This window comes from Streptomyces sp. NPDC031497 (genome assembly GCF_055580905.1).
In genome coordinates this window covers 1-24,921 of the sequence record NZ_JBVIKO010000003.1, presented here as the reverse complement: position 1 = coordinate 24,921, position 24,921 = coordinate 1, and the positions used below count along the sequence as shown (strand labels likewise).

20 protein-coding genes are annotated in these 24,921 nt (G+C 71.0%); 7 read left to right on the top strand and 13 right to left on the bottom strand.

Annotation, left to right across the window (positions count from 1 at the left end; genetic code table 11):
• The first annotated feature begins 29 nt into the window (after positions 1 to 29).
• Positions 30 to 1,403, top strand: coding sequence for an alpha-amylase (locus ACZ5K7_RS06145; protein ID WP_468911046.1), 1,374 nt, complete (start codon positions 30 to 32; stop codon positions 1,401 to 1,403).
• Positions 1,404 to 1,544: 141 nt separating this feature from the next.
• Here ACZ5K7_RS06145 and ACZ5K7_RS06140 read toward each other — a convergent pair whose 3' ends face one another.
• Positions 1,545 to 2,192 carry a DUF4232 domain-containing protein gene (locus ACZ5K7_RS06140; RefSeq protein WP_351692731.1) on the bottom strand — a complete coding sequence of 216 codons (648 nt, stop codon included), beginning with the start codon at positions 2,190 to 2,192 and terminating at the stop codon, positions 1,545 to 1,547.
• Between the two features lie 260 nt (positions 2,193 to 2,452).
• Positions 2,453 to 3,031 (bottom strand): TetR/AcrR family transcriptional regulator, encoded by a 579-nt coding sequence (locus ACZ5K7_RS06135; RefSeq protein ID WP_468911042.1) that lies wholly within the window; start codon positions 3,029 to 3,031, stop codon positions 2,453 to 2,455.
• A gap of 119 nt (positions 3,032 to 3,150) precedes the next feature.
• Here ACZ5K7_RS06135 and ACZ5K7_RS06130 point away from each other — a divergent pair, with 119 nt between their 5' ends.
• A complete protein-coding gene (locus tag ACZ5K7_RS06130; protein ID WP_468911978.1) occupies positions 3,151 to 4,134 on the top strand; it encodes an aldo/keto reductase in 984 nt (327 codons plus the stop codon).
• A 117-nt stretch (positions 4,135 to 4,251) separates the two neighbouring features.
• Complete coding sequence (locus ACZ5K7_RS06125) at positions 4,252 to 4,653, top strand: VOC family protein (protein ID WP_468911039.1); 402 nt, start codon at positions 4,252 to 4,254, stop codon at positions 4,651 to 4,653.
• A 44-nt stretch (positions 4,654 to 4,697) separates the two neighbouring features.
• On the opposite strand, the gene ACZ5K7_RS06120 is transcribed toward ACZ5K7_RS06125, so the two are convergent.
• Positions 4,698 to 4,847: a hypothetical protein gene (locus ACZ5K7_RS06120; protein ID WP_468911036.1), complete on the bottom strand. Its 150-nt coding sequence runs from the start codon at positions 4,845 to 4,847 to the stop codon at positions 4,698 to 4,700.
• A 199-nt stretch (positions 4,848 to 5,046) separates the two neighbouring features.
• On the opposite strand from ACZ5K7_RS06120, the gene pulA reads away from it, so the two are divergent.
• From pulA to ACZ5K7_RS06105, 3 genes are all read left to right on the top strand, one after another.
• Positions 5,047 to 10,413 carry a pullulanase-type alpha-1,6-glucosidase gene (pulA, locus tag ACZ5K7_RS06115; RefSeq protein ID WP_468911033.1) on the top strand — a complete coding sequence of 1,789 codons (5,367 nt, stop codon included), beginning with the start codon at positions 5,047 to 5,049 and terminating at the stop codon, positions 10,411 to 10,413.
• Positions 10,414 to 10,485: 72 nt separating this feature from the next.
• On the top strand, positions 10,486 to 12,108 hold the full coding sequence (locus tag ACZ5K7_RS06110) for a fused response regulator/phosphatase (RefSeq protein WP_351692737.1): 1,623 nt from the start codon (positions 10,486 to 10,488) through the stop codon (positions 12,106 to 12,108).
• Positions 12,109 to 12,142: 34 nt separating this feature from the next.
• A complete protein-coding gene (locus ACZ5K7_RS06105) occupies positions 12,143 to 12,508 on the top strand; it encodes a 5-carboxymethyl-2-hydroxymuconate Delta-isomerase (RefSeq protein WP_351692740.1) in 366 nt (121 codons plus the stop codon).
• A gap of 116 nt (positions 12,509 to 12,624) precedes the next feature.
• Here ACZ5K7_RS06105 and ACZ5K7_RS06100 read toward each other — a convergent pair whose 3' ends face one another.
• The 4 genes from ACZ5K7_RS06100 to ACZ5K7_RS06085 form a co-directional block, all read right to left on the bottom strand.
• A complete protein-coding gene (locus ACZ5K7_RS06100) occupies positions 12,625 to 13,314 on the bottom strand; it encodes a TetR/AcrR family transcriptional regulator (protein ID WP_351692743.1) in 690 nt (229 codons plus the stop codon).
• Positions 13,315 to 13,370: 56 nt separating this feature from the next.
• A complete protein-coding gene (locus ACZ5K7_RS06095) occupies positions 13,371 to 14,399 on the bottom strand; it encodes a PDR/VanB family oxidoreductase (protein ID WP_468911028.1) in 1,029 nt (342 codons plus the stop codon).
• Positions 14,399 to 15,304, bottom strand: a complete 906-nt coding sequence (locus ACZ5K7_RS06090; protein WP_351692749.1) for a metal-dependent hydrolase — start codon at positions 15,302 to 15,304, stop codon at positions 14,399 to 14,401. Before ACZ5K7_RS06090 ends, ACZ5K7_RS06095 begins: the two co-directional genes overlap by 1 nt.
• Positions 15,305 to 15,396: 92 nt before the next feature.
• Entirely contained in the window at positions 15,397 to 17,325 is a 1,929-nt protein-coding gene (locus ACZ5K7_RS06085; RefSeq protein ID WP_468911025.1) for a hypothetical protein, read from the bottom strand.
• Positions 17,326 to 17,487: 162 nt separating this feature from the next.
• Here ACZ5K7_RS06085 and ACZ5K7_RS06080 point away from each other — a divergent pair, with 162 nt between their 5' ends.
• Entirely contained in the window at positions 17,488 to 17,895 is a 408-nt protein-coding gene (locus tag ACZ5K7_RS06080; protein ID WP_468911023.1) for a hypothetical protein, read from the top strand.
• A gap of 78 nt (positions 17,896 to 17,973) precedes the next feature.
• Here ACZ5K7_RS06080 and ACZ5K7_RS06075 read toward each other — a convergent pair whose 3' ends face one another.
• The 6 genes from ACZ5K7_RS06075 to ACZ5K7_RS06050 form a co-directional block, all read right to left on the bottom strand.
• Positions 17,974 to 19,524 carry a DUF1996 domain-containing protein gene (locus ACZ5K7_RS06075; protein WP_468911020.1) on the bottom strand — a complete coding sequence of 517 codons (1,551 nt, stop codon included), beginning with the start codon at positions 19,522 to 19,524 and terminating at the stop codon, positions 17,974 to 17,976.
• A 173-nt stretch (positions 19,525 to 19,697) separates the two neighbouring features.
• Positions 19,698 to 20,348, bottom strand: a complete 651-nt coding sequence (locus tag ACZ5K7_RS06070; protein ID WP_351692761.1) for a response regulator transcription factor — start codon at positions 20,346 to 20,348, stop codon at positions 19,698 to 19,700.
• Positions 20,333 to 21,598, bottom strand: coding sequence for a sensor histidine kinase (locus ACZ5K7_RS06065; protein WP_468911016.1), 1,266 nt, complete (start codon positions 21,596 to 21,598; stop codon positions 20,333 to 20,335). The genes ACZ5K7_RS06070 and ACZ5K7_RS06065 overlap by 16 nt, the downstream gene beginning before the upstream one ends.
• A 173-nt stretch (positions 21,599 to 21,771) precedes the next feature.
• Positions 21,772 to 22,782, bottom strand: coding sequence for an NAD-dependent epimerase/dehydratase family protein (locus ACZ5K7_RS06060; RefSeq protein WP_468911013.1), 1,011 nt, complete (start codon positions 22,780 to 22,782; stop codon positions 21,772 to 21,774).
• A 65-nt stretch (positions 22,783 to 22,847) separates the two neighbouring features.
• A complete protein-coding gene (locus ACZ5K7_RS06055; RefSeq protein WP_351692770.1) occupies positions 22,848 to 23,438 on the bottom strand; it encodes a winged helix-turn-helix domain-containing protein in 591 nt (196 codons plus the stop codon).
• Between the two features lie 329 nt (positions 23,439 to 23,767).
• Entirely contained in the window at positions 23,768 to 24,706 is a 939-nt protein-coding gene (locus tag ACZ5K7_RS06050) for a DUF6891 domain-containing protein (RefSeq protein WP_468911009.1), read from the bottom strand.
• Positions 24,707 to 24,921 lie beyond the last annotated feature (215 nt).

Genomic DNA, 24,921 nt, shown 5'->3' with positions numbered 1-24,921 from the left:
TGGCGCCTTCAAAGACGAAGGAACCCCACATGGCACCCAAGACCCTCTCCGCCGCGCTGGCGCTCGCCGCCTGCAGCATTGTCATGACCCCGTCCGTCGCGTCGGCCTCCCCGCCCGGCACCAAGGACGTCACCGCCGTCCTCTTCGAGTGGAAGTACGCCTCGGTCGCCAAGGAGTGCACCGCCACCCTGGGCCCCGCCGGCTACGGATACGTCCAGGTCTCCCCGCCCGCCGAGCACATACAGGGCTCGCAGTGGTGGACGTCGTACCAGCCGGTGTCGTACAAGATCGCCGGCCGGCTCGGCGACCGCACGGCCTTCCAGAACATGGTGAACACCTGTCACACGGCCGGTGTGAAGGTGGTCGTCGACACGGTGATCAACCACATGTCGGCGGGCAGCGGCACCGGCACCGGCGGCTCGTCGTACACGAAGTACGACTACCCCGGCCTGTACTCCTCCTACGACTTCGACGACTGCACCGCGCAGGTCTCGAACTACGCCGACCGCTGGAACGTCCAGCACTGCGAACTCGTCGGCCTCGCCGACCTGGACACCGGCGAGGAGTACGTCCGCAAGACCATCGCCGGCTACATGAACGACCTGCTCAGCCTCGGCGTCGACGGCTTCCGGATCGACGCGGCCAAGCACATCCCGGCCGAGGACCTGGCCAACATCAAGACCCGGCTGACCAACCCGTCGGTCTACTGGAAGCAGGAGGTCATCTACGGCAGCGGAGAGGCCGTCCAGCCGACCGAGTACACCGGCAACGGGGACGTCCAGGAGTTCCGCTACGCCTACGACCTCAAGCGCGTCTTCAACAACGAGAACCTCGCTTACCTGAAGAACTACGGCGAGGGCTGGGGGTACATGAGCAGCTCGGTCGCCGGCGTCTTCGTCGACAACCACGACACCGAGCGCAACGGCTCCACGCTGAACTACAAGGACGGCGCCAACTACACCCTGGCCAACGTCTTCATGCTCGCCTACCCCTACGGCGCCCCGGACATCAACTCCGGCTACGAGTGGACCGACGCCGACGCGGGGCCGCCCAACGGCGGTACCGTCAACGCCTGCTGGCAGGACGGCTGGAAGTGCCAGCACGCCTGGCCGGAGATCATCCGCATGGTCGCCTTCCGCAACGCGGTACGCGGCGAGTCGGTGACGAACTGGTGGGACGACGGAGCCGACGCGATCGCCTTCGGGCGGGGCGCCAAGGGCTACGTCGCCATCAACCACGAGTCGGGCTCGCTGACCCGGACCTACCAGACCTCGCTGCCGGCGGGGACGTACTGCAACGTGCAGGCGAACACCTCGGTGACGGTCAACGCCGGCGGCCAGCTCACCGCCACCCTGGCCCCGAACACCGCCCTGGCGGTCTACGCCGGGAAGTCCACCTGCTGATCGATCCGAGCGCCGACCCCGCCGTCCGGCCGCTGAGCGACCGCGCGTCCGACGTGACCGGCGCGGTCCTGCGCGTGGACGGCGGGGTGGCTCGGGATGCCGGCGTGGTCGCCGGCGCCCCGCCGGCCGTGGCGCGCGTGATCAGGGAGTGACGTTGATGTGCCGGGCCAGCGCGGTGACCGACAGGTCGCCGTGGTCGACCCACTGCGGGAAGGCCAGCGTCTTGTGCTGGGTGGCGGCGGGCGGGGTGATCTCCAGGTAGGAGGCGTGCACCGCACCCGAGGTGCCGGTGTTGGCGTGCGTCCAGGCGACGACGGCCTCGGCGCTCTGGCCGTCCTTGAGGACGAGGGTCTTCTTGCCCGGGTCCTTGGCGTACCAGGTGTTGCCCCAGTGCGTGTGGGTCGTGATCGCCTTGTGCGCGGAGTTCTCCAGGCCCAGGCCGGGGTAGCCGCGCAGCGCACAGGTCTTGCCGCTGAGGTTGCGCAGCCTGATGACGACCCCCTGGTGGTTCATTCCGCCGGCGAGTTGCTGGCCGAAGGTGGCCTTGAGCGCGGCGGCGGAGCAGGTCGGCGTCGACTTCGCGGCGCTCGGGCTCGCTGCCTCGGCGGTGCCCGCCCAGGCGAGCCCCAGGCCGGCGACGGCGGCCACGGCGAGCACCGTGCGGCCGATCCTGCGGTGGGTGCGGTGCTGGGCGGTGCCGGTCCGGTCGATGGTGTTCCGGTGATCGTTCACGGTGACGGTGCTCCACTCGTGCTCGGCGACGCGGTCGGCGGCGGTGTCCGTACCCACGCCCCGCGCCGTCCTCTGGTGACCTACACAAGGTTCGATGCGGGCTACAGCCGATTTGTTCGCCGGAACCGGAAAAAAATCTCCCCCAGCCGTTCGCGGGGTGCCTGTCCCTTCGGAGCCCGGCCTGTGCGCCAGGAGGGGGCTTCTTGTACGCGAAGATCTCCCGCACCCGGCGGCGGTGAGCGCGTCGAGCTGCCGCTCCGGTTTCTGCCCGCCGGTCGGCACCCAGGCTTACCCGATCGAGTGATCCGCTGCTTGCTCTATCCGCGTGGTGTGGTGATCTGCCGTACTGCGTGGACGACGGCGGCGCGGTGCTGGATCAGTCGCTGCGCCGGCCACGGGGCGCTTCCGTCGGTCGGGCTCATGCCGCCTGTGAGGCTGAACCAGGTCTGGGTCAGCGCCAGCACGAAAGCCACCAGGTCCTCCGGGCCGAGCTCCGGATCGACTCGGCCCTGCTCCTGGGCCGCCGCAACGGCTGCGGTCTTCGCGGTGTAGGTGGCGGCCTCCTGGTCGGTGGCGCCGGGGCGCTCCAGCAGTTTCCAGAAGAGCAGTCGCATCAGGTGGGGGTGGGCGACCAGGTCGTCGAAGATCTGTCCCGCGACTTCGGGGAGGTCCTCGGCGTCGAAGGGCACGGTTTCCGTGCCCACGGCCAGCACCCGCTCGATCACCGCGTCGAACAGCTGCTCCTTGTTGCCGAAGTAGGCGTAGATCCTTTGTTTGTTCGCATTGGCCGCCTCGGCGATGCGGTCCACCCGGGCGCCGGCCAGGCCGTGCGCGGCGAACTCGGCGGAGGCGGCGTCCAGAAGGCGTGCCTTGGTCGCGGCGGAGTCTCGGGGCATGCCGCCACCCTAGCAAGTAACCATCCAGTTGGTTTGACACCTGCGAAGGCGTGCCCCACCATAAAAACCATCCAGTTGGTTGCCGTGGCTGGGTGACCTCGATTCAAGGAAGATCAATGATGGAAATCCGCACGCTCGGCAGCCAGGGCCTCACCGTCTCCGCCCAGGGACTCGGCCTCATGGGGATGAGTGCCTTCTACGGCGGCACCGATGAGGCCGAATCGCTGGCCACCATCGACCATGCCCTGGAACTGGGTGTGACCCTGTTCGACACTGCCGAGATCTACGGCCCCTTCACCAACGAGCAGCTCCTCGGCAAGGCGCTCGCCGGCCGCCGCGAGCAGGCCGTGATCGCCACCAAGACCGGAATCGAGATCGGCGACGACGGTGCGGTGACCGGCCTCAACGGACGCCCCGAGTACATCCGCCGCGCCCTGGACCGCTCCCTGCACCACCTGAACACCGACTACGTCGATCTCTACTACCTGCACAGGGTCGACCCGCAGGTGCCGATCGAGGACACCGTCGGCGCCCTGGGCGAGCTGGTGGACGCCGGCAAGGTCCGCCACATCGGCCTGTCCGAAGCCTCGCCAAGGACCATCCGCCGCGCCCACCGCATCCACCCGCTGAGCGCGGTCCAGACCGAGTACTCGCTCTTCGAGCGCGGCATCGAGCAGGACGGGGTCATGGCCACTCTGAACGAGCTGGGGATCGGCCTGGTCGCCTACGCGCCGCTGGGGCGCGGCTTCCTGTCCGGCGCGATTTCCAGCCCGGACGATTTCGCCGCCGACGACTACCGCCGCATCGACCCCCGCTTCCAGGGCGAGAACTTCCAGCGCAACCTGGCCGTGGTCAACGAGGTCCGCCGGATCGCCGCAGCCAAGAAGGTCACCCCCTCCCAGCTGGCCCTCGCCTGGGTCCTGCGCCAGGGCGCGGTCGCCATCCCCGGCACCAAGCGCCGCCGCTACCTGGAAGAGAACAGCGCCGCTGCCGCCGTAACCATCACTGCGCAGGAGATGGCCGCCATCGATGCGGTCGCCCCGCACGGGATCGTCGCCGGCGACCGCTACACCCCCGACCAGATGCAGTTTCTCAACGGGTGAGTACGGGGCCTCCCGGCATGCGGCCCGCCACGGCTCGGCCTCCCGGGAGGCCGAGATGCAGCAATCCAACCAGTCCTGGGCGCTTGCGTAGGCGGCGTCCTCGGTCTCCGGAAAGAGATGAGCACAATGATCGACCATGTCTTCCTGACGGTGAGCGACAGGGAACGCTCAGTCGAGTTCTACAGCCGGGCGCTGAAGCCGCTGGGCATGCGCCACGTGTTCGACTTCGACGGCTCAACCGCCCCGGAGTGGGTCGGCGACCTCGCAGGGTTCGGCACCGACACGGCCTTCACGTTCTGGCTGCGCGAAGGCGACAGCCAGGGACACGCCACGCACGTCGGCTTCACCGCACCCTCGAGAGAGGTCGTCGACGCGGCGTACGCGGCGGCCATGGCGGCGGGGGCGACCGACAACGGCGCACCCGGGGAGCGCCCCTACTTCGTTCCCGGATACTACGCGGCCAACGTTCTCGACCCCGATGGGTACAGCCTGGAGTTCACCTACCACGGGCAGCCCTGACCTGGGGGTTTTCCCCATAGGCGGCGCCTGAACGCCGTTTCAGTTCAGGAGACAGACACATCGCCCTTGGCGGTGGTGTCCGCCTGCGCGGGCGAGGGCGGGAGGGCGATCACGCCGGTCAGTGCGAGGGCGCCCGCGGCCGGCGCGCCCGCCGGGCGGCGGAGGTCACCCGGGGGGCGGTGTCTGGTGGTCATGTGCGGCTCCGAAAGGCTCGGAAAGGGCGGGGGCAGGCTTCAACAACCCGTGAGAGTGCGGAAGTTGGGATCCCGCGTCAATACACTTCGTGAAAGTTCTTGCTGTGAATTGCAAGCCTCTTGCTGTAAGCCTTTCGGCGGCGGTACGGTCGCGCGGGGTCGGACCCAAGAGAGCCGCAATCGCTAGGAGTTCACACCGGTGATACATGTCAGACGGGTCGCGGCCGTCGCCGTCGCCGCCCTCGCCGCCGCGCTCGTGCAGCCCCTCGCCGCACACGCCGCCGCCCCGCCCGCACCGCCCTCCGACGCGAAGCTCGCCGCCGAGCCCGCCCGGCACGACGACACCCGCGAGCAGTTCTACTTCGTCATGCCGGACCGTTTCGCCAACGGCGACACCGGCAACGACCAGGGCGGCCTCACCGGCTCCCGCCTCTCCACCGGGTACGACCCCACCGACAAGGGCTTCTACCAGGGCGGTGACCTCAAGGGCCTGACCAAGCGGCTCGACTACATCAAGGGGCTCGGCACCACCGCCCTGTGGATGGCCCCCATCTTCAAGAACAAGCCGGTGCAGGGCACGGGCAGCAACGCCTCGGCCGGCTACCACGGTTACTGGATCACCGACTTCACCCAGGTCGACCCGCACTTCGGGACCAACAAGGACCTGGAGACCCTGATCTCCAAGGCGCACGCCAAGGGGATGAAGGTCTTCTTCGACGTCATCACCAACCACACCGCCGACGTCGTCGACTACGAGGAGAAGTCGTACGACTACCTCTCCAAGGGCGCCTTCCCCTACCTGACCAAGGACGGGCAGCCCTTCGACGACGCCGACTACGCGGCCGGCGGCGAGAAGTTCCCGGCCGTCTCCGCCGCCTCCTTCCCGCGCACGCCGACCGTGGCCGACGACAGCAAGGTGCCGTCCTGGCTCAACGACCCGACGATGTACCACAACCGGGGCGACTCGACCTTCGCCGGCGAGTCCGCGACCTACGGCGACTTCTCGGGCCTGGACGACCTGTGGACCGAGCGTCCCGAGGTCGTCAGCGGGATGGAGAAGATCTACCAGCGGTGGGTGCGGGACTACGACATCGACGGCTTCCGGATCGACACCGTCAAGAACGTCAACATGGAGTTCTGGACCCAGTGGGCGACCGCGCTCGACACGTACGCGGCGCGGCACGGCCGTAAGAACTTCTTCATGTTCGGTGAGACCTACTCCGCCGACACCTCGGTCACCTCTCCGTACGTCACCCAGGGGCGGTTGGACGCGACCCTGGACTTCCCCTTCCAGGACGCGGCCCGCGCCTACGCCTCCCAGGGCGGCAGCGCGCGGAAGCTGGCGAGCGTCTTCGGCGACGACTACAAGTACACGACCGACAAGGCCAACGCCTACGAGCAGGTCACCTTCCTCGGCAACCACGACATGGGCCGGATCGGGTACTTCCTGGAGCAGGACAACCCGAAGGCCACGGACGCCCAGCTCCTGGCCAAGGACCGGCTCGCCAACGAGGTGATGTTCCTCAGCCGGGGCAACCCGGTCGTCTACTACGGCGACGAGCAGGGCTTCACCGGCTCGGGCGGGGACAAGGACGCCCGGCAGACGATGTTCGCGTCGAAGGTCGCCGACTATCTGGACGACGACGAGATCGGTACGGACCGGACCGCCGCCAGCGACTCGTACGACACAAGTGCGCCGCTCTACAAGCAGATCAGTGCTCTCGGCAAGCTCCGCAAGGACAACCCGGCCCTCGCCGACGGTGTCCAGACCGAGCGCTACGCCGCCGACGGCGCCGGCGTCTACGCGTTCACCCGGACGGACGCCAGGACCGGCCAGGAGTACGTCGTCGCCTTCAACAACGCCGACACGGCCAAGACGGCGACCTTCACCACCGGCTCCGCCGACATGCGCTACCGCGCGCTCTACGGCACCGACGGCACCCTGACCTCCGACGGCGCGGACCGGCTGACCGTCACCGTCCCGGCCGGATCCGCCGTCGTCTACAAGGCCACCGGCCCCCTCGACAAGCCCGCCACCAGCCCGGAGATCACCCTCATCGCCCCGGCCGCCGGCGCCACCGGCACCGTCGACCTCACCGCGAACGTCACCGGCGGTCAGCTCGACCGGGTCGTCTTCGCCGCCCAGGTCGGCAACGGCAGGTGGACCACCCTCGGCTCCGCCGACCACGCCCCCTACAAGGTCACCCAGACCCTCGCCGAGGACCTCCCGGCCGGCACCGCCCTGCGCTACAAGGCGGTCGTCGTCGACTCGGCGGGCCACCGCGCCGCCGCCACGGCCGAGAGCAGCTCCGGCACGCCGGCCGCCCCGGAGACCCCCACCGCCTCCTCCCGCGACTACGCGATCGTCCACTACCGGCGCACCGACGGCGACTACGCCGACTGGGGCCTGTACGCCTGGGGCGACATCGCCGACGGCGAGGCGACCACCTGGCCCGCCGGTCACCCGTTCGTCGGCCGCGACGCGTACGGCGCCTTCGCCTACGTCAAGCTGAAGTCCGGCGCCTCGAACGTCGGCTTCCTCGTCGTCGACAAGAACGGCGACAAGGACGTCTCCGCCGACCGCTCCATCGACGTCACCAAGACGGGCGAGGTCTGGATCGAGCAGGGGAAGGCGGACGTACTGACGAAGCGACCCGAGTACCCCGCCCAGGACACCACCAAGGCGGTCGTCCACTACCACCGCGCCGACGGGAACTACGACGGCTGGGGCCTGCACGTCTGGACGGGCGCCGCGAACCCCACCGACTGGTCGAGCCCCCTGAAGCCGGTGCGGACCGACGCCTATGGCGCGGTCTTCGAGGTACCGCTCGCCGAGGGTGCCACCAGCCTCAGCTACATCATCCACAACGGCGACGAGAAGGATCTCTCCGCCGACCAGTCCCTGGACCTCACCTCCAGCGGCCACGAGGTGTGGCTGCTGAACGGCCAGGAGAAGTACCTGCTCCCGCAGCCCGCCGGCAGCGCGGCCGCCCTCGACCTGACCACCTCCAAGGCGATCTGGATCGACCGGTCCACGGTCGCCTGGGACGGCGCCGACGGCGCCGCCTCCACCCAGCTCCTCTACTCCCACGACGGTTCCATCACCGTCAAGGACGGGACGCTGACCAGCGACGACGAGCGGTGGCTGCGGCTGACGAAGACCACCCTCACCGACGCCCAGAAGGCCGAGTTCCCGCACCTGAAGGACTACACCGCCTGGTCGGTCGACCCGCGCGACCGGAGCCGGGTGCGCGAGGCGCTCGACGGACAGCTGGTCGCCTCTCAACGGGCCGCGAACGGCGCGGTGCTGGCCGCGACGGGCGTACAGATCGCCGGGGTGCTCGACGACGTGTACGCCAAGGCGACGACGGCGAGTCTCGGTCCGGTCTTCCACCGCGGAAAGCCGACCCTCTCCGTCTGGGCGCCGACCGCGCAGAGCATCGCCCTCGAACTCGACGGCTCGCTGAAGACGATGCACCGCGACCCCGCCACCGGCGTCTGGTCCGTCACCGGCCCCGCGTCCTGGAAGAGCAAGCCCTACCGGTACGTCGTGAAGGTCTGGGCGCCCAGCGTCCGGAAGCTGGTGACCAACAAGGTCACCGACCCCTACTCGGTCGCGCTCACCGCGAACTCCGAGCGCAGTCTCGTCGTCGACCTGGCCGACAAGTCCCTCACCCCGGGCGGCTGGTCGACGTACACCAAGCCCAAGGCCGTCCCGCTGAAGGACGCCCAGATCCAGGAGCTGCACATCCGGGACTACTCGGTGGCGGACTCCACGGTCCCGGCCGGGGACCGGGGCACGTACCTGGCCTTCACCGACCAGGGCAGCGACGGCTCGAAGCACCTGCGCGCACTCGCGAAGTCCGGGACGTCGTACGTCCATCTCCTCCCGGCCTTCGACTTCGCCACCGTGCCCGAGAAGAAGGCGGACCAGGCGAGCCCCGACTGCGATCTCGCCTCCTACCCGGCCGACTCCGCCCGGCAGCAGGAGTGCGTCGCCGCGACCGCCGCCAAGGACGCCTACAACTGGGGGTACGACCCCTACCACTTCACGGTCCCCGAGGGGTCGTACGCCACCGACCCCGACGGCACCGCCCGCACGGTCCAGTTCCGGCGGATGGTCAAGTCGCTGAACGAGGACGGCCTGCGGGTCGTCATGGACGTCGTCTACAACCACACCGCGGCGAGCGGACAGGCGGACACGTCCGTCCTCGACAAGATCGTGCCCGGTTACTACCAGCGGCTGCTCGCCGACGGCTCGGTCGCGAACAGCACCTGCTGCGCCAACACCGCGCCCGAGAACGCCATGATGGGCAAGCTGGTGGTCGACTCGATCGTCACCTGGGCCAAGGAGTACAAGGTCGACGGCTTCCGCTTCGACCTGATGGGCCACCACCCGAAGGCCAACATCCTGGCGGTCCGGAAGGCACTCGACGCGCTGACCCCGAAGAAGGACGGCGTCGACGGCAAGAAGATCATCCTGTACGGCGAGGGCTGGAACTTCGGCGAGGTCGCCGACGACGCCCGGTTCGTCCAGGCCACGCAGGCCAACATGGCCGGCACCGGCATCGCCACCTTCTCCGACCGCGCCCGGGACGCCGTACGCGGCGGCAGCCCCTTCGACGCCGACCCCGGCGTCCAGGGCTTCGCGTCCGGGCTCTACACCGACCCCAACGCGTCCACGGCCAACGGCACTCCGGCCGAGCAGAAGGCCCGGCTGCTGCACTACCAGGACCTGATCAAGGTCGGCCTGAGCGGCAACCTCGCCAGGTACCGGTTCACCGACACCGACGGCAAGGAGGTCACCGGCGCCGAGATCGACTACAACGGCTCGCCCGCCGGTTACGCGGACGCGCCCGGCGACGCCCTCGCCTACGTCGACGCGCATGACAACGAGTCGCTGTTCGACGCGCTGACCTACAAGCTGCCGGCCACCACCAGCGCCTCCGACCGGGCCAGGATGCAGGTCCTGGCGATGGCCACGGCCGCCCTGTCACAGGGCCCGTCGCTCTCCCAGGCGGGCACGGACCTGCTCCGCTCCAAGTCCCTGGACCGCAACTCCTTCGACAGCGGCGACTGGTTCAACGCCATCCACTGGAACTGCTCCGACGGCAACGGCTTCGGCCGCGGGCTGCCGACGGCCGCCGACAACGCCTCCAAGTGGCCGTACGCCAAGCCGTTGCTGAGTTCGGTGCGCGTCGGCTGCGCGGAGATCGACGGAGCCTCGGCCGCCTACCGCGATCTGCTGAGAATCCGTACGACCGACAACGTGTTCTCGCTGGACACGGCTGGACAGGTGCAGTCGAAGCTCTCGTTCCCGCTGTCCGGTAAGGACGAGACGCCCGGCGTGATCACCATGGAAATCGGAGACCTGGTCGTCGTGTTCAACGCGACGCCGGAGCGGCAGGAGCAGCGGGTGAGCGCGGTGGCCGGTACCGGTTACCGGCTGCACCCGGTGCAGGCGGCCGGCGCGGATTCCGTCGTCAAGTCCGCATCGTACGACCGGGAAGCGGGTACGTTCATCGTTCCGGGACGCACCGTGGCGGTGTTCTCCCGGACCGCATGACATCCGCACTACTTTGGTGGGGCAGGCCCAGAACCGGGTGCTGCCCCACCGGCGTTGTCCAGGGGCTGGTAAATGGACGTCAACGGCAAGCTGACAGACACCACCGTGCTGATCGTGGACGACGAGGCCGCGAGCCGGTACGCGATGGGCACCGTGCTGCGCCGGGCCGGTCACGAGGTCGTCGCGGTCGGCCGCGGCCAGGAGGCGCTCAGCGAACTCGACGTACGGCTGCGCAAGGGCCGGCTGCCCGACGTGGCCCTCATCGATGTGCACCTGCCGGACATGAGCGGCTTCGAGCTGTGCCGCCGGCTCAAGGAGCGGCCGCACATGGGCGGCCTGCCCGTGGTGCACTTCTCCGCGCTCTCCGCCGTCCCGGCGGACCGCTGCCCGGGGCTCGAGATGGGCGCCGAGGCATATCTGACCGTGCCCGCCGAGCCTGAGGACATCGAGGCGGCGGTCCGGACCGCGGTCCGCGCCGCCCGGCTGCGCGCCGACGACCAGGCGCTGGTGCGACGGCTCAGGCAGCTGTCGGAGACGATCGTCACCATCCAGTCGGCGCGCTCGCTGCACGAACTGGCCGACGCGGCGGCGGACGGCGCCGCACGGCTGCTCGGCTGCCCCGCCGCCGTCTTCGTCCTCGACCGGGACGGCGAGCTGTACCGCGGCCTGAGCCGGGAGCGCACCTCCCTCGCCCTGCCCGACGAGGGCGCCCACCAGGACGTCGCCGGGCTGCTGCGGCGGCTCACCCGAGGGCAGTCCGGGGTCCAGATCACCACCGTGCCGTCCCCGCTGTGGCCCGCCGGGTTCTTCCGGCCCGGGGTGCAGCACGACGCCCGGCTGGCGGTGGTCCTCACCCAGGACGGCAAGGCGCCGGTCTGTCTGGCCACGCCCACCCGCGGGCTGCGCCGGGTCAGCCCCGACGGCGAGGCACTGCTGGCCCAACTGGCGCAGGCCACCGCGCTGGCCGCCGAGCCCCTGCTCATGTACCAGGTGGAGCGGCATGTCGCGCTCACCCTCCAGCACAGCTTCCTGCCCCGCCCGCACCAGCTGCCCGAGCTGCCGGGCGTCGACATAGCGGTGCGATACGAACCCGCCTCCCGGGAGACGGAGATCGGCGGCGACTTCTACGCCGCGCTGCGGGTCGGCGACGGCGTGCTCACCGCGGTGGGGGACGTCGTCGGGCACTCGCTGGACGCGGCCACCGTCATGGTCGAACTGCGGCACGCGCTGCGCGCCTACTGCCTCGCGGAGAGCGACCCGGCCGCGCTCGCCGAACGGCTCGACCGGCTGCTCCAGCACTACCACGCCGAGGTCACGGCCACCGTCTGCCTGGCCCTGATCGATCCGCGGACCGGGCGCACCCGCATCGCCAACGCCGGTCACATCCCGCCGCTGATACTGGGTGACGATGGCAGCGCCGAGTACGTGAAGGCCTCCGGTCCGCTGCTCGGCGTGGGCCTGCCGCACCCGCCGCCCACCGAGCTGGTCCTCGAACCCACCGACCGGCTCCTCATGGTCACCGACGGCCTGATCGAGACCCGGGGCACCGACCTCACGGTCTCGATGGAACAACTCCGTGCCGCCGCCGTCGGCGCCCTGCCCGGCCTGGAGGCCCTGTGCGACACCCTCCTGGCCTGCTTCGGCCGCGACCGGGAGGACGATGTCGCCCTGCTGGCACTGAGCCTGGCGGACTAGGCTGGGCGCCAGTTCACGCTGACCAGGAGGGCCCATGCCGCAGATCACCGTCGACTACTCGCACCCGGTGGAAGACGCCTTCGACTTCGAGGGCTTCGCACGGGAACTGCACGAGGCGACCGTCGAGATCGCCGCGGCGAAGCCGGAGGCGTGCAAGACCCTGTTCCGGCCCACCGAGTACTGCGCGTTCGGATACGAGGACCCCCGGGCGGGTGGCCACGCCATCGTGCATGTGACCTTCGGGCTCCTCGCCGGGCGCAGCGACGAGACGAAGGAGAGGCTGACACAGGCCACGCTGGAGCTGCTCCGCAAGCACATCGAACCGGAGGACGGGGTCGTCCTGCACGCGTCCGCGGAGGTGCGGGACCTGGACGCGTCGTACCGGAAGTACGAGGGCTAGGTCTGGTTCCGCCGCCCTGGGTCGTCGTTCGGCTGTCGCGCGGTCCGTGGCTGGTCGCGCCCCGCGGCGGAGCCGCATGTCGATGCAGCCCCGCGCCCCTTACGGGGCGCTGCGGCTCAGCCCGCCAGCGCGAGCAGCCGGACCGCCAGGTCCGCGAACGGGCCGTCGCCCGGTTCGTCCTTGACCATCCGCTTCAGCAGGGTGCTCATCTCCTCGTCCTGGGCAGCGCTGACGGCGGCCAGCGCCGCGAAGTCGTGGACGAGCTGGACCTCCAGTTCGGCGCGGGGGATGCGCCGGCCGTCCAGCCAGATCAGCGCCGTCGACTCGGCGAGGGAGATCCAGGAGCGGACGACCAGTTCCAGGCGGGCCGGCGCCTCGGTGACGTCGAGGTGCGAGAGGATCTGCTCGTAGGCGGCCTGCCGCACGGAGTCGATGAGCGCGTTGGTCGCGGACGAGCCGACCGCCGGGCCGCCGCGCATCAACGCGGCGAAACCGGGCCCGTGTTCGTCGACGAAGTCGAAGAAGCGCCGCATCACCCGCAGCAGCCGCGACCCGAGCGGGCCTTCCTGCGGCTCTGCGAAGCGCCCCGCGAGATCCTCCGAAGCACGCTTCAACGCGGCCTCGTACAGGCTGAGTTTGCCGGGGAAGTAGTGGTAGACGAGTGGCCGCGAGATGCCAGCGGCCGACGCTATCTCGTCTATCGAGACCTCGTCGGGTGATCGACGGCTGAACAGTTCGAGGGCGACGCCGATCAACTGCTGCCGCCGCTCCTCGACTCCCAATCTGCGGCGTACCCCGGTACTCATACGAACACCTTACCGATCGGATCCGGCCTCCAACGGACCTGACCCGTCCTGGGCGTTCACAGATCCAGCACAAGTCTCCCCCCGCGCGCCCGGGATACGCAGATCAGCATCGAGTCGGCACGCTCCGTGTCCGTCAGCAGCTCGTCCCGGTGCTCCACCTCGCCGGCCAGCACCCGCTGCCGGCAGGTCCCGCAGAACCCCTGTGCGCAGGAGTACGCCGTGTCGGGCAGTTCCGCCCGCACCGCGGCCAGCACGGTCGAGTCGGCCGGCACCGTCAACGTCCGCCCGCTGCGCCGCAGTTCCAGCTCGAACTCCTTGTTGCCCGCGCTGCCGGTGCCTGGGGCGAAGCGTTCGAGGCGGACGGCGGGGAACCGCTCCTCCACCGCCGCCATCAGCCCCTGCGGGCCGCAGCAGTACACCAGCGCGCCCTCGGGGACCGTCAGCGCGTCGAGGTCCGGGCGGCCGTCCTCGTCCTCCGCGACGACCGTGACCCGGTCGTCCCCGGCCAGCTCCGCCAGGAACGGCATCGACGCCCGGCTGCGTCCGCAGTACAGCAGCCGCCACTCCGCACCCGTCGGCACGGCCCGCACCATCGACAGGATCGGGGTGATGCCGATGCCCCCGGCGACGAAGACATAGGAGTCGGCCCCGACGAGCGGGAAGCGGTTGCGCGGCCCGCGCACCTCCAGCTCCATTCCCTCGGCCACCTGCTCGTGGACCTCCCGGGAACCGCCCCGCCCGTCCGCGACCAGCCGCGTGGCGATCGTGTACGAGGAGGTGTCCGCCGGGTCCCCGCACAGCGAGTACTGCCGGACCAGCCCCGACGGCAGCACCACGTCGAGATGCGCCCCCGGCTCCCAGCCCGGCAACCGCCCGCCTTCCAGGCGTAGTTGGACGACCCCGTCCGCGACCGTCGTGCGCGAGGCGACCCGCAGCCGCAGCGCCCGGGAGCGGGGCTGTCCGGAGGTCGGCGGATCCAGGGCCGGCATCGGCCACAGCGGGGAGACCTCTATGCGGCGTCTCATGGCGCGCTTGACGAGCAGTGCGGCGCCCGCGAGGGCGACGACGGTCCGCAGCCTCGGCATCACTTCGCCCCCTGCCCGGCGTGCTCCGCGGCCCGCGCGGCGGGGGAGGAGGCGAGGTAGGCGACCGCCTGGGCGGTGGAGCCCTCCTGGGAGGGGTGGTAGCCGCGGCCCAGGTACCTCGGTATGGACCTGAGCATGTCGCCGGCGGCGGGCAGGGTGCCGCGCCGGCCGGCGAGATAGAAGTCCTTCAGCCGGGCCCGGCCTTCGAGGAGCGTCGGGTCGTTCGCCATGAAGAAACGGGCGCCGCGCTGCCACAGGAACACGATCGCCGCGAACGCCGTCGCCCAGGTCCGCACCCGCCGCCGGTAGCCGCCGTCGACGTGCTGGAACAGGTCGAAGGCGACCGACCGGTGCTCGACCTCCTCGGCGCCGTGCCAGCGCAGCAGGTCCAGCATGGTCGGGTCGGCGCCGCGCCGGTCCAGTTCGTCGGCGTTGAGCACCCAGTCGCCGAGGAAGGCGGTGTAGTGCTCGATGGCCGCGATCAGCGCGACCCGTTCAAGGAGCCACCAGCGGCGCGCCCGGCCCGGCGGCAGGGTCCGGTCGCCGAGCAGCTTCTCGAAGAACCAGTCGACCTGCGCGGTGTACGGCGCCGGGTCGAGCCCCAGCTCCTTGAGGTGGGGCAGCACCTCGTCATGGGCCTGGGAGTGCATCGCCTCCTGCCCGATGAACCCGACGACGTCCGCGCGCAGCCGTTCGTCGCGGATCAGGGGCAGCACCTGCTTGTAGACGTGCACGAACCAGCGCTCGCCGGCGGGCAGCAGCAGATGCAGCACGTTGATGGTGTGCGTGGCGAGCGGATCGCCGGGCACCCAGTGCAGCGGGGTGTCCTGCCAGGCGAAGGACACGTTGCGGGCCGTGAGCGCGATGTGTTCGGACGCCACCGGTTGCGGCTGCTTGTTGGACATGGCGTCAATGTACTGACGGGTAGGGCAGCGTGAGAAGACCCGTGGCGGAGCTTGTTTACGGAAGTGTCAGCAAGGTTCGGTGTGTGGGGAGCTCACCGTAGCCCGCTGATCTCGCTCCCGTCCTCCAGTGTCCCCGTCAGGTCGGCCTGCGCCCCTTGTTTCGCCTTGGCCGCCAGCAGCGTCCCCCGGGCCGACGCGGTGACCCCGCCGGTCGCCCGGATCGACGCCGTGTCGCGGCTGCCCGCGGCCAGCAGGTACCACTGCCCGGCCCCGGACTTCCACAACACCCCGGCCAGCACCTGCGGATCACGCGGACCGCACGCCGTCACGCCGGACCCCTTCGCCGCCACCGCCCCGTACCGGCCGCCCGGAGTCCGGAACTGGGCCAGCGACACCGCGCCGTCGCCCCGCCAGGTCTCCGCACGCGTGCACACCCACGACGCGGTGCCGCCGGCATCGGGCAGCGGCTGCTCCGCGAACGCCCAGGCGTTGACGCTGCGCACCCCCGCGGACCGCTCCGCGGACAGCGAGCAGGCGAACGGCGCCCAGTCGCTCAGCGGCTTCGCGCCCGAGGCCTCGTCGGTGTACCCGGGCCGGCCCGAGGTGAGGCGGGCCGGCACCAGTTCGCCCAGGTCGGTCGAGAGGTGCGAACCCTGCGCGTCGGTCAGCTGGAGCACGTTCCAGGACGTGCACGCACCCTGCTGGAGGGCGGGACTGGCCAGCGGACCGGTCACCCCGTCGGTCAGCCCGAGGTCCATCGCCCCCGCGGTCGGTTTCACCAGGTCCCGCTCGGCCGCCCTGGTCACCCAGGGAGCCGTCAGATAGCGGACGTTGCCGTCGGAGCGGCCCAGTACCATCGCCTCCGCCTCGACGCCGGTCGCGCCGTCGACGCGGGCGAAGTCCAGGGCCGCGCCCTGGGTGCCGTCCTTCGGCTCGGCGTACCGGGCGATGCGCAGACCGTCGTAGAAGATCACGACCCGGGCGCTGTCGACGACGCCCGCGTACAGCAGCTGGGGCGGTCCTGCCGGGCCCCCGGTCTGGGTGCCGGGGGTCGCCGAGACGCGGACGGTCTTGCCGGGGCGCGCCCAGACGGCGAGGGCGCGGCGCAGCAGCGCGGTGTCGCCGGTGAGGGCGCCGCGCGCGGGCCAGGCGGAGAAGTCGGTGCGGGCGGCGGTCTTCCAGGCGGTGGCCGGGGCCCTCGTCACCTGGGCCGGGTCCAGGGCGGCCTGGGCGGCCGGGTTCTGCGCGTACACCGGCGCCGCCGCGCCGTCGGCGCCCCAGCCGCCACCCGGGAGGGCGACCAGCGCCCCGCACACCGCGAGCGCGGCCGCGGCGGCCAGCGCGGCCTTGGTGTGCCGGCGGCGCCGCATCAGATCGGTGGGCCGGGCCTGCAGGGAACAGGGGTCGAACTCGGGGGAGTCGAGCAGCGGGTACTCGGCCGGCACGCCGTTCGCGTCGGCGAGCGCGTTGTCCGGCTGCTCCACCCCGGCGGCCCGGAGGACCTTGCGGACGTCGCCGTCGGGGAGCTGCTCGAAACCGCGCAGGGCATAGGCGGCGCGGGCCGGCCCGGACAGGGCGGCGAGGCGCTGGTCCAGGGCGAGTTCGTCGGCGCCGCCGGAACGCGGGAAGAGCCTGAGGCCCCACACCTGGGGGAGCAGCGGCGGCAGCTGGGCCCGCTTGGGCCACGCGGTCAGCCTGAGCGGCAGGCCTGCCTCCAGTGCCGTACGCACCACTTCGAGGCGGACCAGGGCGTACCCGGGGTCGGTGTTCCGGCCGGTGGACTGGGCCGGGATCACCGGGGCCTGCTTACGGCCGCGCGGCAGCGCCCGCTGGACCAGGGAGTGCGCGGTCAGGACGCGGCGGCCCCGGGGCAGGCCCGGCGGCAGCACCAGATAGGCGAGCCGGACCAGCCGTGGGTAGTGCTCGACGAGCGCGGCCTCGGCCTGCTCGACGTCGACGGCCGGACCCAGGGCTCCGGCGGAGGCTGCTGCGTGACGCTGGGCTACATCCTGTGACTGCACGTCCTGAAGAACGAGCGACCCGTTGGTAGGTCACCGCCACCCGGGTGACCACGGCATCCTGGACCCCTGTTTGATTTGAGCGCCCCGCGCCCCACGGCCGTATCGAAGGGGAGGGCCCCGAAGCCATTCCCGGGGCCGGCAGCAACGCGACCGGAGGAACAGATGAGGTTGACCCGACCGATGCTCGCCGTGGCCGGCGCGGCGGCCGTACTGGCGCTGGCGGGCTGTGGATCCGGTGACAGCAGCGCGGAGGCGAAGATCCCGGTGACCGCCACCGGCAGCCTGGAGAGCCTGGCCGCCAAGGTGAAGTGCACCCCGGACATGCAGATCGACTCCGACGAGGTCCGCCAGGCCATCTGCAAGACCGCGGCCGGCAAGTTCGTCTTCGCCACCTTCGCCACCGACCGCGGCCAGCGCGAGTGGATCAACGACGCCAAGGACTACGGCGGTTTCTACCTCGTCGGCCGCAAGTGGGTCGCCGTCGGCGACGACAAGGTGGTCAAGGCGCTCCGGACCAAGCTGGGCGGCGAAGAGGAGATCGGGACCGACCACAGCAAGCACACCAGCTGAACCCCCCGGCACACACGAGAAGGCGGGCGGTGGGATCTCCCACCGCCCGCCTTCTCGCTATCGGCTGCTAGCTGTTGCTCACTGGCACTTGCGGCCGGAGTTGATGCAGTTGGCGATCTTCGCCGCCAGGTTGTTCTTGGTGACGCTGATGAAGTCGTCGTGGTCGGTCGACGGCTTGTGCAGCTGCTCCGGGAAACCGTCCACGGCGTAGGCGTTCTTCACCGTGCCGTCCGCCTGGATGGTGGGGGGCGTGATCTTGTAGACCAGGCTCATCGTCAGCTGCGGAATGGCCTTGAAGCCGTTCCCGCAGACACCGCTCGCCGGGTCCGCGAAGGCCACGTGCGTACGGTGGTTGGCGCTGTCGATGTTGACGCCGTCCCAGCAGCTCTGGAAGGCGAAGATGCGGACCACGTTGCTGCCCTGCGGGCAGATCGGGTACTGCTCGGTCAGCTGGACCTTGTTCTCGAAGCCGGTGCAGCTCCAGTGCGCGTTGGCGTTGGCCAGACCGTTGGTCGTGGTCTTGGCGTCACCGGTGATGATGCGCAGGAACTGCGGCATCGCGACGACCTTGCTGGCCGGGCTGCCGACGTACTTGATCTGCGCCGACTGCGGGGTCAGGATCTTGCCGACGTTGCCTTCCTTGCCACCGCCGTCCGCGTTCTGGTCGAAGTCCTGCGAGCCGTCCTGGACACGCACGACCGGCCAGTAGTACGACGACAGGTCGCTCTGGTTCTGGCAGGAGCTCGGCGCCGCCAGCATCGAGTCGTTGGTGGCGAACGCGTTGACCTTCTGGTTGCCGACGTAGTCGTGCAGGTGGTGCGCGCCGTTGGTCACGCCGGGCGCCACGATGACGTTGTCTGTGTTGTGGTTCTTGTTCGCGTTCACACCGCAGCGGGTGGTGAAGCTACCGGTCGAGGCGGTGCGCTGCTTCGCCGGCTTGGCCAGGACGTTCGGCGCGACCTTCGTGATGTCCACGAAGTCGGCCGCGACCGGGCCGTTGCCCGCCTGCCCGCCGATGTTGGCCGGGGCGCTGGCGCTGGCACTCGGGGCGGCCGTGGCCTGGCCGTTGTTCCCGTTGTTGTTCTGCCCGCCGTTGTTCTGGCCGTTGTTGTTGTTCTGACCACCGTTGTTGTTGCCACCGCCGGCGGTGGTCTGGTTGGCGGTCTGCGTGGTGCAGGCGGCGAGCTGGGCCAGCGAGCTGTCGAACTGTCCGCCGACCCGGGTGATGTCGATCCGGATCCGGTCGATCGTGGCCGCCCGCTTCTCCTTCAGGGGGCCGACGATCGCGTTCTGCACGAAGTTCGCGTCGTTCGCCTGGGCCTGACGGGTGGAGGCGAGGCGGGCGTAGGCCTCGGTGATCTGCTTGTCGAGTTTCGCCAGTTCCGCCGCCACCCCCATCTTGGCCTTGGCGGGCACGTTCGTCAGCTTCTGGCCGACGTCCGGGCAGGAGATGGTCGCCACCGTCGCGGAGGCGGCCTTCGTGTAGTTCTGCGCCGAGTTGTTCGACTCGTGAGCCGAAGCGTTCATCTGCGCATACAGCAGCCCGCCCCCGCCGAGTGCGACAGCCGCCGATGCGGCTATGACCTTGACGGTCAGCGGCGAGCGGCGTTTGCGTATGTTGCGTCCCATGGAACTCCTCAGACCTTCCTTGCGGGGCGGCATCGAGGCGCCCGACAGGAGTGAAGCGGCGTCCTTTCATACGCAGCCCGTCTCAGGCGTGTTCAGGCGTCTCACAAATTCATCAGAGAGTTGTTACGCACTTGGGGCACAACTGCCGTTTGAGCAGGGAGATTTCTGGAAAATCAGCGGTCGCGGTCCAGATACGCGAGCACCGCCAGGACGCGCCGATTGTCGTCGTCCGACACCTCAAGTCCCAGTTTGGTGAAGATGTTGGAGGTGTGCTTCGCGATGGCCCGTTCCGTGACGACGAGCTGCCCGGCGATCGCCGCGTTCGAGCGGCCCTGCGCCATCAGCTCCAGCACCTCCTGCTCGCGCGGTGTCAAGCCGGCGAGCGGCCGGTCGCCGGAACGCCGGGACAACAGCTGCTGGATCACCTGCGGGTCCATGGCCGTACCGCCCGCCGCGACCCGCCGTACGGCGTCCACGAACTGCTCCGCGTCGAACACCCGGTCCTTCAGCAGATACCCCACCCCGCCGCTGCCGTCGGCCAGCAGCTCCCGCGCGTACAGCTGCTCCACGTGCTGGGACAGGACCAGCACCGGCAGCCCCGGCCGGTTCCGCCGGGCCGTGAGCGCGCACTGCAGCCCCTCGTCGGTGTGCGTGGGCGGCAGCCGTACGTCCACCACCGCCACGTCCGGCTCCAGTTCGGCCAGCGCCCGGGTGAGTTCGGGGCCGGTCTCGACGGCGGCCGCGATCTCGAAGTCGTAGGCCTCCAGCAGCCGGACCAGCCCGTCGCGCAACAGGAACAGGTCTTCGGCTAGGACAACGCGCACGGAATCTCCATGGTGACCATGGTGGGGCCGCCCGCGGGGCTGCTGACGGCCAGGACGCCGTCGAATGTACCGAGCCGCCGCTCGACCCCGGCGAGCCCCGACCCGGCGCCGATCACCGCGCCGCCCCGGCCGTGGTCGGTGACCGAGATCCGCAGCATGCCCTCACGGTGATGCAGGTCCACCCAGATCCGGTCGGCGCCGGCGTGCTTGACCGCGTTGGTCAGCACCTCGCTCACCGCGAAGTACGCGGCCGACTCCACCGGCGCGTCCGCCCGGCCCGGCAGGTCCACGGTCACCTCCGTGGGCACCGGCAGCCGCAGCGCCAGCGCCCGTACCGCGTCCCCGAGGCCGCGCTCGGCCAGCACCGGCGGATGAATGCCCCGCACCAGGTCGCGCAGTTCCCCCAGGGCCTCCACCGACGCCCGCCGGGCCTGTGCGAGCAACTGCCTCGCCTTCTCGGGATCCTTGTCCAGGAGCATCTCGATGGTCCCCAGGTCCATGCCCATGGCGACCAGCCGGGCCTGGGCCCCGTCGTGCAGATCCCGTTCGATCCGGCGCAGTTCGGCCGCCGAGGTGTCCACCGCGTCCTTCCGGGTCTCGGTCAACACCCGTACCCGCTCCACGAGTTGACCCTGCCCGGTGTCGAGGACAGCGCGGGTGAGCTTGAAGTGGACGGTCAGCAGGGCCGGGGCGTAGCGGAAAGCGGCGACGAGGATGACGGCACCGAGCCCGGCGGCGGCGAACGCGGTGGCCTGCCCGCTGACCGGCACGAAGCCGTACCAGTAGCCGTCCCCCAGCACCCGCCACAGCCCGGCGGCCACCGCGAACCCCTCCAACGGGTAGAACACGAGCACCGCCGGCAGCAGCGCCGTCACGAACCCGGCCGTCATGTCCACGAGCAGCCACAGCACGTCCCGCCCGACCTGCGGGTCCTGGAGCAGCGCGAGGGTGCGGGTCCAGGGGTTGGCGTTCGCCGGCACCGGCCGGTACGCCGACGGGATCCGCACCCCGCACCACTCGTCGGCGAGCCGCCGCCGCACGTCCGCCACGTCCCGCACGCCGCCGAGGATCCAGGGGGTCGTGAGGATGCCGAGGCCGCTCGGGATCAGCGCGACGGAGACCGCGGTCAGGACGAAGCAGAGGATCGAGATCGCCGGCATCACCAGCGCCAGCACCAGCCCCCGCACGGCGGCCAGCAGCACCTCACGCGTCCGGTCGCGGAAGCCACCGCTGTTCGTGTTCGTCGTCATGCGGCCAGTCTGGCCGACCGACTCTCCACGGGTCACTGGCCCGAAGCCCCATGTGAGGGGGTGGTGCCAGATACACCCCGAGGACTGCAGCGCCCCGTCAGGGGCGCGGGGCTATGTCCGACATACGGCTCCGCCGCGTGGGCGCGACAAGCCGCCACCGACCCGCGGCTTGATCACGACCCTCCTGCCGGAAGGCCGAGCACCCTCGCCTCCACCGCCGGGTCCAGCCCCACGGTCGTACGGCCCGGTCGGAGCGGCGCCTCGCCTCCGGCCTCCTCAAGCCACCCCCAGGTGTCCGCCACGGTCTCCTCGGCCGGCCTGCAGACCAGCCCCGCCGCCACCGCCCGCGACACGTCCATGCGATGCATGGCGTCGTGCGACTCGCTCCCCGGCGGCACCCACACCGGCAGCTGGACCCACGGCTCGATCCCGGCGGCGAGGATCACCTCGGGGTCGGTCCAGCGGAGCTCCGCGGCCGAGCCCGTGACCCGGCGGCAGGCCTCCAGCAGCGCGCCCATCGTGGTGTGGCCGGGCGGCCCGGCCAGGTTGTACGGCCCGGACAGGCCCTGCTCGACCGCGCCCAGGGTCCACTCGGCGAGATCACGGGCGTCCACGAACTGGACGGGCAGGTCGTGCGGGCCCGGTGCCAGCACCGGGCCGCCCCGGGCGATCCGGTGCAGCCACCAGGGCAGCCGGCCGACGTTCTCGTACGGCCCGAGGATCATCCCGGCCCGCACCAGCACCGAGCCGTCCGCGCCGAAGGACTCCACGGCGGCCAGCTCACCGCCCCGCTTGTCCCGCGTGTAGTCGGTCGGCCCGGCGTCGGCCGCGGCCCCCGTCACCACTGCCGTGTCCTCGGTGAAACCGGCCGGGCGCGGCCAGTCGTACACCGACAAGCTCGACACGTACGCGTACCGTCCGGCGCGGTCCCGCAGCAGCCGTGCCGTCTCCCGCACCGCGCGGGGCGCGGCCGACCAGGTGTCGACGACCGCGTCCCATTCGGTGCCGTCGGCGAGGGCGGCGAGACCCCCGGGCGCGGTGCGGTCGCCGTGCAGCGCCCGCACACCCGGCGGGGGCGGTTGCTGTCCCCGGTGGAAGACGGTCACCTCCCAGCCACGCCCCTGCGCCGCCGTCACGACGGCCCGCCCCACGAACTCGGAACCACCCAGTACGAGAAGTCTCATGCCGGTGATCTTGCCCGGAGCGGACGCCGGACGGAACGGGACTCTGCCGAGGGCAGAGCGACTCGTCAGCGGCCGGTCGGCGGGGTGTACTTGTAGCCGACCCGGCGGACCGTCTGGATCGCGCCCCGGTGCTCGGCGCCGAGCTTGCGGCGCAGTCGGGCGACATGGACGTCGACCGTGCGGCCGTCGCCGACATGGCCGTAGCCCCAGACCGTGGTGACCAGCTGGTCGCGGGTGTGCACCCGGTTCGGGTGCGCGACCAGGTGGGCGAGGAGCTCGAACTCCAGGTAGGTGAGGTCGAGTTCACGCCCGTCGACCTGGGCGGTGCGCTGCCCGGCGTCGACGGTGACGAGCGGCCGGGTGCCGCTCGCGGCCCGCTCGGCCGGCTCGTCCGCCTGCTCCTGCGCGTCCGGCACCGCGACGGGCAGGAACGGCGGCCGCTGGTCCGCCGGCACCAGCACCAGGTAGCCGATCATCGGCGGCTGGCCGGGCAGGGCGGGCAGGGTGTGCTGCGGGGCGGGCAGCCAGGTGGCGCCCGGCGGCAGGAAGTCCGCCATGTCCACCACCTCGTCCCGGTCGACGGCACGCAGCCGGTGCCGGGCGGCGGAGGAGGAGGCGAGGGCGGAGGCGGGGGAGAGAGAACGAGTGGTCGCCATGAGACGTCAGCTCTTTCGCGCGAGGAGTTCGTCGGTCGGGACGACGGCCGCGATTCGTGGTCGGGCGCGCCGGGGACGTTCTGCGTTTCGCGCTGGCCGAAGGCCGGGGTGTACGGCTTTAGAGGGCCCGCGCGTTCATCGCGCGGCAACACACCCGGTCGAAGTCGTGGTGCTGACGGGAAGGCCAGAAGGGCTCGAGGTCATGGCGACCCGTCGCGGTGTACTTCTGGTAGCTGGCCATGCGCCCATTGAAGCAGACACAGCCCGGAAACAGGACCCTCCTCTCACTGCTTGGACGCGTCCCTGGCGGGATCCTGATCCTGCCCACCTCATCCCACCAGGCGTTTGTGCCAGGTCAGCGGGGTGAGCTCGATCGCCTTGTCCGGATTGCCGTCCCACACTGCGGACAGCCCGGCGGCGGTCAGGGCGGCGACCACCACGCGGCCGACGGCCGTGGTGGTCCCGGCCGAGCCGTCGAAGCCGCCGTAGTAGAGGCTGAGGCCGTGGCCCTCGGCGGCGGAGCGGGTGCCCTGGTGGTGGAAGAAGACGAAGCCCCGGGCGCCGCCCGCGTCCTCGGCCTCGGCGCCGATCTCGGCCATGCCGCAGGAGCGGCAGCAGGCGAAGTCCTCGCGGGCGACGACGCCTTCGCGCTCCAGGGCCGTGAACGCCCGCGTCAGCCGGTCCGGGTCGGTGAGCCCGGCCCACGCCCGCTGCTCCGCCACCCGCGCCACCCAGAGCCGCTCCACGATCTCGCGCGCCTGGGCCGGGGAGACCGGCCCGGCGCCCTCCCGGCCGTCGTCCGCCATCAGGTCCACGGTCTCCTGGACGAGCCGGTCGATCCCCAGGTAGCCGTCCCGGAGCAGGGCGTGCACCAGCTCCTCGGCGCTGGCCGCCACCTCGGCCGCGAGCGCGGGTGTCTCCTCGCGCGGCAGCACCGGGACCGGCTCCCAGGCCACGCCCGCGTCCCAGCCGTCGTCCTCCCGCGCCCAGCCGGCCAGCAGCTCCGCCACCCGGTCCGGGTCCGTGAGGTCCGTACCGGAGAACTCGTCCGCGCCACGCCGGTGTTCGAGACGGAAGTCGCCGCCCGCCTCGTGCCACACCTGCGCGAACACCCTCGGCAGGTCCGGGACGCGCTGGACGATCAGGAAGCGGTTCCCGGCCGCGCCGAGCCCGCGCACCGCCTGCCGCAGTTCGTCCGCCGAACTCCACAGATACCTCTGCCCGTTCTCCGTCCGGGCGTTGACGGCGAGCACCTCGTCGATCTCCATGCGCCCACCATGGCACGCGCCACTGACAACGCCGCGGGGGGGGGGGGCGGGGAGGGGGGGGGGGCCCGCGGGGGGGGGGGGGGGGGGGGGGGGGGGGGGTGTGCTGGGGGGGGGGGAGGGGGGGGGGGGGGGGGGGGGGAGAAGCCAAAAAAAACAAACCACCCCCCCCCCCCACAGGGGACTGTTCTTTTTTTGTGTGGAGCGTCTGGCCTCGC

Excerpts from the sequence above, each read along its gene's own strand:
- ACZ5K7_RS06105 (WP_351692740.1), top strand. The coding sequence starts at position 12,143 with ATGCCGCAGATCACCGTCGACTACTCGCACCCGGTGGAAGACGCCTTC.
- ACZ5K7_RS06110 (WP_351692737.1), top strand. The coding sequence starts at position 10,486 with ATGGACGTCAACGGCAAGCTGACAGACACCACCGTGCTGATCGTGGAC.
- ACZ5K7_RS06080 (WP_468911023.1), top strand. The coding sequence starts at position 17,488 with ATGAGGTTGACCCGACCGATGCTCGCCGTGGCCGGCGCGGCGGCCGTA.
- ACZ5K7_RS06135 (WP_468911042.1), bottom strand. The coding sequence starts at position 3,031 with ATGCCCCGAGACTCCGCCGCGACCAAGGCACGCCTTCTGGACGCCGCC.
- ACZ5K7_RS06130 (WP_468911978.1), top strand. The coding sequence starts at position 3,151 with ATGGAAATCCGCACGCTCGGCAGCCAGGGCCTCACCGTCTCCGCCCAG.
- ACZ5K7_RS06120 (WP_468911036.1), bottom strand. The coding sequence starts at position 4,847 with ATGACCACCAGACACCGCCCCCCGGGTGACCTCCGCCGCCCGGCGGGC.
- ACZ5K7_RS06125 (WP_468911039.1), top strand. The coding sequence starts at position 4,252 with ATGAGCACAATGATCGACCATGTCTTCCTGACGGTGAGCGACAGGGAA.
- ACZ5K7_RS06050 (WP_468911009.1), bottom strand. The coding sequence starts at position 24,706 with ATGGAGATCGACGAGGTGCTCGCCGTCAACGCCCGGACGGAGAACGGG.
- ACZ5K7_RS06060 (WP_468911013.1), bottom strand. The coding sequence starts at position 22,782 with ATGAGACTTCTCGTACTGGGTGGTTCCGAGTTCGTGGGGCGGGCCGTC.
- ACZ5K7_RS06065 (WP_468911016.1), bottom strand. The coding sequence starts at position 21,598 with ATGACGACGAACACGAACAGCGGTGGCTTCCGCGACCGGACGCGTGAG.
- ACZ5K7_RS06055 (WP_351692770.1), bottom strand. The coding sequence starts at position 23,438 with ATGGCGACCACTCGTTCTCTCTCCCCCGCCTCCGCCCTCGCCTCCTCC.
- ACZ5K7_RS06075 (WP_468911020.1), bottom strand. The coding sequence starts at position 19,524 with ATGGGACGCAACATACGCAAACGCCGCTCGCCGCTGACCGTCAAGGTC.
- ACZ5K7_RS06090 (WP_351692749.1), bottom strand. The coding sequence starts at position 15,304 with ATGTCCAACAAGCAGCCGCAACCGGTGGCGTCCGAACACATCGCGCTC.
- ACZ5K7_RS06100 (WP_351692743.1), bottom strand. The coding sequence starts at position 13,314 with ATGAGTACCGGGGTACGCCGCAGATTGGGAGTCGAGGAGCGGCGGCAG.
- ACZ5K7_RS06145 (WP_468911046.1), top strand. The coding sequence starts at position 30 with ATGGCACCCAAGACCCTCTCCGCCGCGCTGGCGCTCGCCGCCTGCAGC.
- ACZ5K7_RS06095 (WP_468911028.1), bottom strand. The coding sequence starts at position 14,399 with ATGCCGAGGCTGCGGACCGTCGTCGCCCTCGCGGGCGCCGCACTGCTC.